This window comes from Streptomyces sp. RLA123 (assembly GCF_056270165.1).
In genome coordinates, this window is sequence record NZ_JBWDOR010000003.1 from 5,595,219 (window position 1) to 5,607,110 (window position 11,892).

Consider the following 11,892-nt stretch of genomic DNA (forward strand, 5'->3'; position numbering starts at 1 on the left):
GAACCGTGCGGTTGATCACTCACGTGCGTGGAACCCCCCATGCGTCCGACCCCACAGGATCGGCACCTCGCGTCGTCGTGTCCAGTGCCTCGGCGAGCAGCGCGCTCATCCGTGACAATCCCGCCTCGCGGCTGAGATGTGCCGCCACGTACGCCGGGCCGCGGGCGCCCAGTTCGTCGGCGGCCTCCGGGTCCTGGGCCAGCGCCCTGACGGCCTTCAGGAACGCCTCCGGGTCCTCCGGCGCCACCAGCAGCCCGGCCTCGGAGCGCATGACCTCCTGGGCGGTGCCCCCCTCGGCGGCGACGGAGGCGACGACCGGGCGCCCGGCGGCGAAGTAGGAAGTCAGCTTGGACGGGATGCTCATGTCCAGCACCGAGGCGCGCTGCGTGACCGCCAGTACGTCGGCGGCGGCCAGCACGTCGGGGAACTCCGCGTCCCCGGCGGGCGGGGCGAACTCCAGGTTCGGCACGTCCGCGGCCAGCAGCCGCAGCCGTTCGCGCTGGTTGCCGTCGCCCATGAGCACGATCCGCACCGACGGGTCCCGGCGGGCCGCCTCCACCAGCACGTCCAGGCCCTGCTTGAGCCCCATGTTGCCGGAGTGCAGCACCACCGTCTGCTCCCGGGCCCAGCCCAGCCGGGTCCGGGTCTCCTCGCGCGGGAGCGAAGGACGGGCCACGTGCGACCAGTTGGGCACCAGGCGGATGCGGCCGCGGTCGACACCCATCGCGGCGACCTTGTCGACGAAGGTCTCGTGGATCACGCCGACCAGCGTGGCCCGCCTCAGCGCGTACGCCTCCGCCGCGCCCGCGACGGCCGCCGCCCGGTCCCCGCCGCGGATCCCGCTCTGCGCCGCCGCCGCACCCATGAGGTCCTGCACCACGGGTATGTACGGCACCTTGTGCCGTGCCGCGACCCGGGCGCCGATCACCCCGCCCGCCAGGCTCGGCATCTGCGCCACCACGGCGTCGGGCCGGATCCGCGGCGCCGCCACCATGCCGTGCGCAAGGACCGAGGCCTCGAACAGGGCACGCCGCAGAGCGGTCTGACGAGGCGGCACCGTGTGCCGGCGCCGGTGCACCGTGACCCCGGCGCGGTGCTCCTCGGCGCGCCACACCCCCCGGTAGGCCGGGTCGAGCCGCCACGACGGGTAGTGCGGCATCCCGGCGAGCACGTGGACCTCGGCCCCGCCGCCGTCGGGCGCCGCCCAGTGCTCGGCGATCTGCGTGGCGTACGGGCCGATACCCGCGTGCTCGGGTGCGTAGTTGGTGGAGACCAGCAGCAGAGTGCGGCCCTGGAACTCGGGCACGAGACGGACCCCTTCCCCCCAGAAGTGACCAGAAGCTCACCTTAACCGTTCACCGGAGAAACACGCTGCCTTCACGCTAATGTCTGAGACTCCGCAACTCGCGAGAAGGTTGTGTTCCTGTGGGGGGATTGACAACATGTCGCACCGAGTGGGCTATGCGCCCGGGGTCTACGACCTGTTCCACGTCGGACATCTGAACATCCTGCGGCACGCCCGCAGTCAGTGCGACTACCTCGTCGCCGGCGTGGTCTCCGACGAGATGGCCGCCCTCGCCAAGGGGCGCACACCGGTCGTCCCGCTCATCGAGCGCCTGGAGATCGTCCGCAGCGTCCGCTTCGTCGACGCCGCCTTCGTCGAGACCGTCCCCGACAAGCTGGAGACCTGGCAGCAGGTCCGCTTCGACGTCATCTTCAAGGGCGACGACTGGCGCGGCACCGACAAGGGGCAGCGGCTGGAGCGGGACTTCGCGACCGTCGGCGTCGAGGTCGTCTACTTCCCGTACACCGTGCACACCTCCAGTACGCAGCTGCGCCGCGCCCTGGACGCGCTGACCACGCCCGCGGCCGGGGCCTCCGCGCAGTAGGTACCCGGCGAACGGTCAGCGCAGCAGCCTGCGCCGGTCGGAGCGCAGGGTGGTCACCAGGGCGAAGCAGATCAGTGCCACGCCGATGCGGCCCGAGGCCTGGAGCAGCGGGCCGCGCAGCAGGATGAAGGAGTACCCGGCGACCAGCGGGATGACGATCGCCATGACGTTGCCGGGGCGGGTGTCGACGGCGGTCCGCCGGGCGTAGAGGCGGTCGCCGCGGGCCGCGAGGTAGCCGAGGCCGACAAACCCCGCGACGACGCCCCCGGCGCCGAAGTCGATCCACAGCTCCGCCCACATGGGGGAGGAGAGGTTGACGTTCTTCATCCCCATCCACTGGCCGATCATGACGCCGGTGTCGCGCGGTTTGCCCGGCCACACCGAGCGCGGCACGAAGAAGAAGACGGAGCCCGCGATCTGCCGGCCGTAGAAGTGGCCGGGCCCGCTGTCGGCGAAGGTGACGGTGTTGGCGAACATGCCCACTTGGTCGTAGTCCTTGACCGCCAGCGGCTCGAAGACCGAGGTGGTCTCCACCGGCTTGTAGCCGCCGTCGTCGTACCGGAAGCGGTCGGCGAAGGGGAAGACCACCAGGGCCCCGATGACCCCGAGGGCCAGCGCCGCCCGGTACATCGCGGGGCTTCGCGGGAAGGCGGTGAACAGGAAGGAGAACAGGACTGTCAGGAACCAGTAACGCGGGTTGGAGACGGGGTTGTTCACCACCGCGTTGAGCAGCAGCAGGGCGCCCCACGTGGCGATGACCAGCGGCCGTCGCCGGGCCCGCCGGGAGGTCACCAGCCAGCGCGTGAAGATCAGCAGGGCCACCAGCGCCGGCACGGTGCCGAAGCCGCGCAGGAAGGCCGAGCCCACATTGGACTCGGCGGAGGCGGCGCCGTCGGCGCGGATGGTGTCGGTGATCGCCTGCCTGCTGCTGAAGAACACCGAGGGGCCGCCGAGTTTGACGACCAGCAGCGCGCTGCCCACGAAGGCGATCGCCGCCAGCAGGAACACCCGCCTGCGGTGGAAGGACGCCGAGCGCTCACGTCGCCGGGCCCGCCGGATGGGGCGGTGCCGCGACAGCAGCGCGCCCACGTCGAACGCCGCGCAGCCGATGAGCACCAGCGCGACCGCCACCAGCAGGTCCGCCCGGGTGCCCACCACCGGCGTCGGCGTCTGGTCCAGCACGTCCTGGGCGAGCGGGGCGACGCCCATCGCCACGTACACGAAGAGCCAGAACGAGCCCTGGATCAGCTTGCGATGGGCCGTCAGCGCCATCACCGCGAGCCGGATGCCCGCGTAGGAGGTCAGCACCATCTGCAACCAGAAGACGCTGTCCTTCACGCCCGGCCCCGGCTGCACGGCGACCAGCGCGGGCAGGAACAGGCCCAGACCCAGGATCAGCGGCACCGCCAGCGCCCGGGACAGCAGCGCCCGCGGTGAGACGGCCGGGACCTCCACCTCCCCCGGCGGCAGGCCCCGCGACTGGATTTCGTGCGTCTGAACTGCCATGCAACAGCCCCCCAACGATTCCCCTCGGGCAGTCTATAGATCCGGCTGCCCCGCAACCGTGTACGCCGATAATCTGTGCGGACGGTGCCGGGGAGGGCACCGGTGCGGGGGGATACAGGGGGTGCGCCGTGACGGCACGTGATCTGTCGGCTTTCACACTGGCCGGGTACGACAAGGGGCGGGGCAAGGCGGTCCAGGCCTTGTGGTTCGCCGTGATGAACACCGTCTTCGCCGCCTGGTTCTGCCCGGCGCGGCTGCGGGTCGCCCTCCTGCGCGCCTTCGGCGCCACGATCGGCGAGGGGGTGCTCGTCCGCCACCGGGTACGGGTGCTGTGGCCCTGGAAGCTGACGGTCGGCGACCACACCTGGATCGGCGAGGGGGCCTGGCTGCTCAACCTGGAGCCCATCACGATCGGCGCCGACGTCTGCGTGTCGCAGGAGGCGCTGCTGTGCACCGGCAGCCACGACCACCGCGCCGCCGACTTCCGGTACCGCAACGCGCCCATCACGGTCGAGGACGGGGCCTGGGTCGCCGCGCGCGCCATCGTGCTCGCCGGGGTGACCGTCGGCCGGCACGCGGTCGTCGCCGCCGGCACCGTACTCGCCAAGGACCTGCCCGAGCTCACCCTGCACGCGGCCGACGGCACGCGCCCGCTCAAGGAGCCTCAGCGGTGAAGGTCCTGCACGTCGTCACCCTGCACACGCCCACCAACGCCTTCGGCGGCCCCACCCGGGTCGCCCTCAACCTGGCCGCCGGCCTGCGCGGGCGCGGCGTCGACGCCGAACTCGTCACGCTGGGGGACGGTTTCCCGCCGGGGCGGCTGCCGCAGGAGGTGGAGGGCGTGCCCGCGAGGGTCTTCCAGGCCCGGCACGTCCTGCCGCGCTTCGAGGTCTCCGGCATCACCTCGCCCTCGCTCCTGGCCGGTGCCCGCCGCTTGGTGCGCTCCGCCGACGTCGTCCACGTCCACCTGATGCGCGACCTGATCACCCTGCCGGTCGCGGTGGCGGCACTCCAGTGCGGCCGGCCGCTGGTGCTCCAGACCCACGGCATGATCGACCCGAGCGACAAGCCGCTCGCCAAGGTGCTGGACGCGCTCGCCACCAAGCGGCTGCTGCGCCGCGCCGACGCCGTCCTGCATCTCACCGAGTGGGAGCGCGGCGACCTGGAGGCCGTCGTGGGCCCCGGCGAACTGGCCCGTCCCGTACGGCTGCCCAACGGCACCGCGCTGCACCAGCAGCGCACGCGCAGCGGCCCGCCGACCGTCCTCTACCTGGCGCGCTTCCAGACCCGCAAGCGCCCGCGCGACTTCGCCGCAGCGATCCCCCCGGTGCTGGAGCGGTACCCCGACGCCCGCTTCGTGCTGGCCGGTCCCGACTCGGGGGAGCTGGCGGGCACCTTGGAGGCCGTTCGCGAACTGGGTGTGACGGACGCGGTGCGGCACGTCGGGCCGCTCAGCCACGCCGAGGCCCTGCAGGCCTTCCGCTCCGCCGACGTCTACGTCCTGCCCTCCGTGGACGAGCCGTTCGCGATGTCGCTGCTGGAGTCGATGTCGGTCGGCACGCCCGTCGTCGTACGGGAGTCCAACGGCCTCGCCCCCGACATCGAGCGGGCGGGCGCGGGCCGGGTGGTGCACCGACCCGGGGACGTGGGGAAGGCGGTCCTGGACCTGCTGGAGCCGGAGGCGAACCAGGCGGCCTCGTCGGCCGCCTGGCGCCTCATCAGGGACGAGCTGTCGCTCGACGCGGTGCTCGACATCCTCCAGGGGGTGTACGAGCGGGCTAGGAAGGCTCCCGCTCGCGGGTCTTCAGCCCGATCTGCCAGCGGTAGAAACTGAGCGCGAGCGCGTAGTCGAGGCCGGCGCGGCCGTCGAGGAAGCCCCGCCGCGCGACATAGGTGTAGCCGAAGAAGAGCAGCGGCTTGAACGGCACCTTCTGGAACAGCCGCCCCTGCCGGGTCTTCAGCCCGCGCACCTGCTCCTTGGCGCCCGGGTGGTGCTCCAGCCACGCCTCCCAGTCGGAGTAGCGGTTGTGCCGGTCGAACCAGGTGCGCACCGGGTCCAGGTCGCGGTGCTCGATGCGTTCTCGCAGCTGCCCGACCGGGCCGTCCGCCGTCGGCTGGTAGTGGCCCTCCTGCTCGCCCATGCCGGGCGCCGCCAGGTCGTCGACCTCGGGGTAGGAGACCCGGGTGCGGTCCAGCAGCGATCGCTTGACCACGGTGTGTCCGCGGCGCAGCGGGCGTCCGGCGAACCAGTACAGCAGCGGGATGTCGAAGGCGGCCGCCGCCACCGGCCGGGCGAAGACCTCCCGCAGCTCGGCGAGCAGTTCCGGCGTCGGCACTTCGTCGCCGTCCAGGAAGAGCAGCCAGGGCACGTCCGGGTACACGTTCTCCATGCACCACTGCTTCTTCTTCGGGTACCCGCCGTCCCAGGTGTACGGGACGACCTCGGCCCCGTGCGCCGAGGCGATCGCCCGGGTGTCGTCCGTGCTGCCGGAGTCCACGACCACGACCGCCTCGAAGTGACCGGCGACGGCGTCGACGGTCGTGGCGATGTTCTCGGCCTCGTTCCTGGTCGGGATCGCCACCACCACGGGCAGCCTGCTCACGAGTTCGGTCATCGGTCCTCCTTGGCCCATGCGAAGCAGCCGCGGGAGCCGAAGGTCCTGGCCGCGGTGGTGACGGTGACCTTGTGGGCGGTGCCGGACTTCGTCCCCACCGTCCAGGTGCAGTCCTTGGTGGGGGTCAGCGCGCGGTAGGTGCCCGGGGTGATGACGCTGCCCGCCTCCGCCTTGGCGCCGACCGTGTAGGAGCCGTCGGCGAAGCCGGTCTCGGCGGCCTCGAGGACGGACTCCTGCTTCGGGCACAGATGGGTGACGGCGCTCTGGGCGCCGCCGATCTGGCCGGCGATGATGCCGCCGATGGCGGCGTCCTTGTCGATCTCGGCGACGGAGGCGATGCGGTCGCAGGTCTCCTGGCCGAGCTGGAGCACGGCGGCGGGGTCGGTGCCCTTGGGGACCCGGCCGGTCAGATAGGCCTTCTCCTTCTTGGTGAAGGAGCCGGTGACCGGCGTCAGTTCGCTCCGGGGGACCTTGGGCCCGCTGGGTACGGCGTCGGAGGCGGGGTCCGCGGGCGCGGCCGGTGTGGCGGAGGCGGTGGCGGGTGCGGGCGACGACGACGAGGTGTCGGCGGCGGGTACGGTCGCCGGGGGAGCGGATCCGCCTTGCGCGGCCTCCTTGCCGCCGGAGCCGCTGGAGCAGCCGGTGAGCAGCACCGCCGCCGCCGTCACGAGGACGGCGGCGGCGACGCGGACCCGGCGGGGTGTGCGGGTCATCCGTTCTTCCCGAGGTTGTAGTGCTGGGCGATCTGCGCGGCCGACAGGACGCCCGGGTAGATCGCGGTCTCGTCGAGGGAGCCCGCGAAGTAGTTGCTGGTGGGGCGGCTGGTCCAGCCCGACAGGTTGTCCCCGCCCACGTGCCAGTAACCGGTGTAGTCCGTGCCCCCGGTGGTGAACGCACTGGACGCCTGCAGCGCGCCGTCGACGTACAGCCGCATCCCCGTCGAGCCCTGTGTGGCGACGACGTGGTGCCACTGGCCGTCGTTGTAGGCCGCCGAGGTGGTGACGGTGCGGTTGCTGCCGCTGCGCACGCCGAAGATCAGCCGGCCCGCGTTGGTCATGTAGATGTGCTTGTCCGTGGTGGCGCTGATCTCGGTGGTCCGGTCGCCGAAGCCGACGAGCTTCCCGCCGGCGGTGGTGGTCGTCAGGAACCAGGTCTCGATGCTGTACGAGGACGGCCGGCTGTGCTTGGCGTCGCTGTACGACCACTGCGTCGTGCCGTTGTACGTCACCGCCGTGCTTGCCGAACCGGTCAGCGCACCCGGGCTGACGCCACGGGTCGGGCCGCCGACGTGGTTGCCGCCGTCGTCCGCCGGCGAGTTGTCGGCGACGAAGGTGTTGGCGGTCTCGTTGTAGCGCCAGTACAGCGTCGCGCCGTCGGCGAGGACCTGGGTCGGGTACGCCTCGGGCACGGTCGCCGCGGTCACCGTCTGGGTCGGGGACTTGACGGTGGTGTTGGTGCCGTCGCTCGCGGTCACGCGGTAGGTGTAGGTGGCGCCGGCGGTCACGTCGGTGTCGGTCCAGGTGAGCTGCGGGCGCACCCAGGGCAGCGACGAGGCCGTCGTGGTGTACACCGGGGTGGTGCCGCCGTTCTTGTACACGCGGTAGGTCAGCGAGCTGTCGTCGAGGTCCAGGCTGGTCTGGATGCGTACCTTGACCGAACTCGGCGTCACGCTGGAGACGTTGACGTTCGGCGTCGTCGGGGCGCCGGTGTCCGGGCCGGAGGCGAAGCGGGTCAGGCCCTGCTGGGCGACGCCGTTGACGGTGGTGAACTCGCCGCCGACCCACAGGTAGTCGGTGCCGCCGGAGGAGGCCAGGCTCATGACGCGCGGGCCGATGCCCTCGCCCAGGCCGTCGTTGGTGTCGGGGAACCAGCCCAGCTTCGCGGTGTTGTCGACGCTCTGCGCGAGCAGGTGCTTACGCCGCTGGTTGGGGTACTCGTTCATGGTGCTGCAGTCGTGCGCGTGCGAGCCGCTGTACAGCACGTTGTTGTAGACCTCGACCGACTGGGTGGCGCCCAGGCAGGTGTCCCGCCAGCGCTGGTTGAAGTCGCTCAGGTTGATCGCGATACGCCCGTCGAAGACGCCGCCGCCGGTGCCCTCGTTGCCGGTGTAGAAGCCCGTCGCGTCGGTGGCGATGTCCTTGACGACCGAGGTCGACGGGACGAAGGAGGAGCCGTAGCCCTTGACCACCGCGCCGCTGCCGGCGTCGACGACGGCCAGCGCGTGCGAGGCGGTCCCGTTGACCCGGTCGAAGTCGCCGCCCAGGACGAGGTCGTTCCCGTCCGGGGTGAGCGCCAGCGCGCGGCCGGGCGCGTCGCCGTCGGCGGTGAAGGGGGTGACGGCGCCGGTGGTGCTCACGGCCGCGAAGTTGCTGTGGGCCTGGCCGCCGACGGAGGAGAAGTCGCCGCCCAGGTAGACGGTGTCCTCGCTGACGGCGAGGGCGCGGACGGTGGCGTTGACCGAGACCCCGAAGCCGGACTTCACGGCGCAGGTGGCGGTGTCGATGGCGGCCAGGCTGCTGACCGGCGTCCCGTTGACCGCGCCGAAGAAGCCGCCGGCGTACAGCGTCGTGCCGTCCGGTGAGACGGCGAGCGCGCGCACGGTCGCCGTGCCGGAGCCGACGGTGAACGACAGCTGGCAGCCCGTCGGTGCGCCGGTCGCCGCGTCGAAGGCGGCGAAGTTGACCGCTTCCTGCTCGCCTGCGCCGCCGGCCGCCGCCCCGGACGGCCGTACCGACGAGAAGGTGCCGCCCGCGAAGACGGTCCCGTTGGCCTCCGCCATCGCGAAGACGATGCCGTTGGTCTGCCAGGTCGGCAGGTTGTCGGCGGTGATCGACACCGGCGCGGTCAGCGCGCCGGCCGGCTGCGGTGCCACCGCGCCGGCCGCCAGCGAACCCGCTGCCACGGTCAAGGCGACGGATATGGATCTGAGCTTTCTCATGTGCCCCCCAAGGCCCCCAGAGCCCGGGCTTCCCCTGCGGTGCCCGTGCACCGCAGGGTAGGGCGTGGCATACGTCCGATGGACGTGGTTTGAAGAAAAAGTGAGCACTAAGGTGCGCCGAATGTCAGATCGAGTTCCGGACGGTTTCCGGTGCCCGCGGCCTCGCTCGACCACAGCCACAGTGCGTCCGTACCGGTGCTGGTGAGCGCCAGGTCGCAGGAGCCGCCCAGTGACCCGCTCAGCCCCGTGGCGCTCAGCGCCGCCGTGTACGTGGTCTGGGAGGCGGTCGCGCCGCTCAGCGTGCCCAGCACCGTGGCGGACAGTGCCGGCCGGTTGGTGTACGTCGTGCCGGTCTCGGTCCAGGCCCCGGTGACCGGGACGACGCTCTGGATGTCGGAGGACCCAGCGGTGGGATCGGAACTGGTGCGCAGCCGAAGCGCCGCCGACTTCAGCACGGTGCCGGCGGGCGCGGACGGCAGCGCGAAGCGCAGATAGCTGACGTACGCCGAACTGCCGCGCACCGCAAGCGATCCCGAGGTGCCGAAGTTGCCCGACGGCGCCCCGGCGTTGACGTAGGTGTCCTCGGCGGCCGCCACGGTGACCTGGGTGTCCTGCGGCGGCGGTGTGCCACCGCCGGTGCCCAGGGTGTGGTGGCCGGCGACCTGGGCGGCGGTCAGCACGAGCGGGTACACGGCGGTCTCGTCCAGCTGGCCGGCGAAGAAGGCACTGGCCGGCTGGAGGGGCCAGCCGCTGAGGTTGTCGCCGCCGATCCGCCAGTAGCCGGCGTAGTCCTGGCTGGTGGTGGCCGTGCCGCTGCCCGACAGGGCGCCGTCGACGTAGAGCCGCATGCCGTCGCCGCCCTGAGTGGCGACCATGTGGTGCCAGGCGCCGTCGTTGTAGGCGCCGGTGGTGGTGACCGTGCGGGCACCGCCGGACCAGACGCCGAAGACCAGCCGGCCGTCGTTGGTCATGTAGACGTGCTTGTCGTAGCTGGCGCTGAGGTTGTCGTCGACGTTGCGGTCGCCGAAGCCGATCAGCTTGCCGCCGGAGGTGGTCGTGGTGCGGAACCAGGTCTCGATGCTGTACGCGGCCGGGCGCGGGTGCCGGGCGTCGCTGTAGGCGTAGTCGTTGCTGCCGTTGAAGCCCATGGCCGTGCCCCCACCGGGCACCGCGCCCGGGGTCTGCCGGTACAGCGGCCCGTTGAGGTAGACCGCGTTGTCGTCGCCCGGCGAGGAGTCGGCGCCGAACTGGCCGGAGGCCTCCTCGTAGCGCCAGTACAGCGTCGCGCCGTCGGCGGCCACCCGCGCGGGGTACGCCTGTGTGCTGCCGGCCGCCGTCACCGACTGGGCGGCGGACTGTGCGCTGGTGTTGGTGCCGTCGCTCGCGCTGACCCGGTAGGTGTACGCGCTGCCCGGCGTGACCGCGGTGTCGGTGAAGGTGAGCTGCGGGCGCGACCACGGCAGCGAGGGACCGGTGGTGGTGTACACCGGCGTGGTGGAGCCGTTGCGGTACACGCGGTAGGTCAGCGGTCCGTCGTCCAGGTCCAGGCCGGACCGCCAGCGCACCGCGACCTCACCGGCCCGGACGCTGGAGACGTTCACCTCGGGCACGCTCGGCGCCCCGGTGTCCGGGCCGGAGGCGAAGCGGGTCAGGCCCTGCTGGGCGGCGCCGGCGACGGTGGTGAACTCGCCGCCCACCCAGAGGTAGTCGGTACCGCCGGAGGAGGCCACCGTCATCACCCGCGGTCCCAGGCCCTCGCCGATGCCGTCGTTGGTGTCCGGGAACCACGGCAGCAGCGTCGGGTCGTCCACCGGTTCCGCCAGCAGGTGCTTGCGGCGCTGGTTGGGGTACTCGCCCATGCTGCTGCAGTCGTGCGCGTGCGAGCCGCTGTAGAGGACCGTGCGGTACACGACGAGGGACTGGGTGGCGCCCAGGCAGTTGTCCCGCCAGCGCTGCCCGAAGTCGGTGGTGTTCAGGGCGATGCGGCCGTCGAAGACCCCGCCGCCGGTGCCCTCGTTGGCGGTGAAGACCGCCGTCGCGTCGGCGGTGAGGTCCTTGACCACCGAGGTCGGCGGTATGAAGCCCGCCGGGTAGGCGTGGGTCAGGGCGCCGTCCGCGGTGTCGACCACGGCCAGCGCGTGCGAGCCGGTGCCGCCGACGGTGTCGAAGTCCCCGCCGATGACGGCGTGCGCGCCGTCCGGGGTGAGCTGGATCGCCCGTCCGGGCTTGTCGGCGCCCGGGTTCCAGGAGCGCAGCGCCCCGGCGGTGGAGAGGGCGGCGAAGCGCGCTCTGGACTGGCCCGCGACGGAGGTGAAGTCACCGCCCGCGTAGACCGTGTCGCCGGTGACCGCCAGCGCTCGCACGGTGGCCGAGAAGGACGGGCGGAAGGAGGCCACGGGCGTGCAGGAGGCGATGTCGATGGCGGCCAGGCTGCTGACCGTGACGCCGTTGACGGCGTTGAACCAGCCGCCGGCGTACAGCGTCCGCCCGTCAGGGGAGACCTCCAGGGCGCGCACGGTCGCGGTGCCGGAGCCGATGGTGAAGGAGAGCTTGCAGCTCGTCGGTGCGCCGGTCGCCGCGTCGAAGGCGGCGAAGTTGACCGCGGACTGCGTGGTCGTGCCCGCCCCCGCGGAACGGATGACGGAGAAGGTGCCGCCGGCGAAGACGGTGCCGCCCTGCTGGGCCATCGCCCATACGACGCCGTTGGTCTGCCAGGTGGGCAGCGGATCGGCGGTCATCGCGACCGGAGCCGTGAGCGCCGCGGCGGGCGGCGCGGTCGCGACCCCTACCCCGGCGAGTGACGCCGCCGTCAGTGCGAGCGCGGCCGACAGTGTTCCCGCAGTACGCATGAGCCCCCCAGCCCTCGCGACCCCCGGCGGCGCAGCAACGGACCGCCTGGCACGGCAGCGTACGCCGTACCAGGCGGCCCGGAGGAGACCCCGGC

At 72.3% G+C, this 11,892-nt stretch carries 9 protein-coding genes; 3 read left to right on the plus strand and 6 right to left on the minus strand.

Features of this window, described 5'->3' with window-relative positions:
- Window positions 1–19: 19 nt before the first annotated feature.
- Window positions 20–1,276 (minus strand): glycosyltransferase family 4 protein, encoded by a 1,257-nt coding sequence (locus RV983_RS25565; RefSeq protein WP_475990455.1) that lies wholly within the window; start codon window positions 1,274–1,276, stop codon window positions 20–22.
- Window positions 1,277–1,442: 166 nt separating this feature from the next.
- On the opposite strand from RV983_RS25565, the gene RV983_RS25570 reads away from it, so the two are divergent.
- Window positions 1,443–1,889, plus strand: a complete 447-nt coding sequence (locus tag RV983_RS25570) for an FAD synthase family protein (RefSeq protein WP_475988062.1) — start codon at window positions 1,443–1,445, stop codon at window positions 1,887–1,889.
- A gap of 15 nt (window positions 1,890–1,904) precedes the next feature.
- On the opposite strand, the gene RV983_RS25575 is transcribed toward RV983_RS25570, so the two are convergent.
- The gene (locus RV983_RS25575; protein WP_475988063.1) at window positions 1,905–3,395 is read right to left on the minus strand and encodes a hypothetical protein; all 1,491 of its coding nucleotides are present in this window, start codon (window positions 3,393–3,395) and stop codon (window positions 1,905–1,907) included.
- 128 nt (window positions 3,396–3,523) lie between these two features.
- Between RV983_RS25575 and RV983_RS25580 the strand changes: the two genes are divergently transcribed.
- Entirely contained in the window at window positions 3,524–4,069 is a 546-nt protein-coding gene (locus RV983_RS25580) for a WcaF family extracellular polysaccharide biosynthesis acetyltransferase (RefSeq protein ID WP_475988064.1), read from the plus strand.
- Window positions 4,066–5,229: a glycosyltransferase gene (locus tag RV983_RS25585; RefSeq protein ID WP_475988065.1), complete on the plus strand. Its 1,164-nt coding sequence runs from the start codon at window positions 4,066–4,068 to the stop codon at window positions 5,227–5,229. The genes RV983_RS25580 and RV983_RS25585 overlap by 4 nt, the downstream gene beginning before the upstream one ends.
- Here RV983_RS25585 and RV983_RS25590 read toward each other — a convergent pair.
- The 4 genes from RV983_RS25590 to RV983_RS25605 form a co-directional block, all read right to left on the minus strand.
- The gene (locus RV983_RS25590) at window positions 5,174–6,010 is read right to left on the minus strand and encodes a glycosyltransferase family 2 protein (RefSeq protein WP_475988066.1); all 837 of its coding nucleotides are present in this window, start codon (window positions 6,008–6,010) and stop codon (window positions 5,174–5,176) included. The two genes, RV983_RS25585 and RV983_RS25590, sit on opposite strands and share 56 nt — an antisense overlap.
- Window positions 6,007–6,723 carry a hypothetical protein gene (locus RV983_RS25595; RefSeq protein ID WP_475988067.1) on the minus strand — a complete coding sequence of 239 codons (717 nt, stop codon included), beginning with the start codon at window positions 6,721–6,723 and terminating at the stop codon, window positions 6,007–6,009. Before RV983_RS25595 ends, RV983_RS25590 begins: the two co-directional genes overlap by 4 nt.
- Window positions 6,720–8,948 (minus strand): LamG domain-containing protein, encoded by a 2,229-nt coding sequence (locus RV983_RS25600; RefSeq protein WP_475988068.1) that lies wholly within the window; start codon window positions 8,946–8,948, stop codon window positions 6,720–6,722. The genes RV983_RS25595 and RV983_RS25600 overlap by 4 nt, the downstream gene beginning before the upstream one ends.
- A gap of 107 nt (window positions 8,949–9,055) precedes the next feature.
- Window positions 9,056–11,797 (minus strand): LamG-like jellyroll fold domain-containing protein, encoded by a 2,742-nt coding sequence (locus RV983_RS25605; protein WP_475988069.1) that lies wholly within the window; start codon window positions 11,795–11,797, stop codon window positions 9,056–9,058.
- Window positions 11,798–11,892: the final 95 nt, after the last annotated feature.

Excerpts from the sequence above, each read along its gene's own strand:
- RV983_RS25570 (WP_475988062.1), top strand. The coding sequence starts at position 1,443 with ATGTCGCACCGAGTGGGCTATGCGCCCGGGGTCTACGACCTGTTCCAC.
- RV983_RS25575 (WP_475988063.1), bottom strand. The coding sequence starts at position 3,395 with ATGGCAGTTCAGACGCACGAAATCCAGTCGCGGGGCCTGCCGCCGGGG.
- RV983_RS25590 (WP_475988066.1), bottom strand. The coding sequence starts at position 6,010 with ATGACCGAACTCGTGAGCAGGCTGCCCGTGGTGGTGGCGATCCCGACC.
- RV983_RS25595 (WP_475988067.1), bottom strand. The coding sequence starts at position 6,723 with ATGACCCGCACACCCCGCCGGGTCCGCGTCGCCGCCGCCGTCCTCGTG.
- RV983_RS25600 (WP_475988068.1), bottom strand. The coding sequence starts at position 8,948 with ATGAGAAAGCTCAGATCCATATCCGTCGCCTTGACCGTGGCAGCGGGT.
- RV983_RS25605 (WP_475988069.1), bottom strand. The coding sequence starts at position 11,797 with ATGCGTACTGCGGGAACACTGTCGGCCGCGCTCGCACTGACGGCGGCG.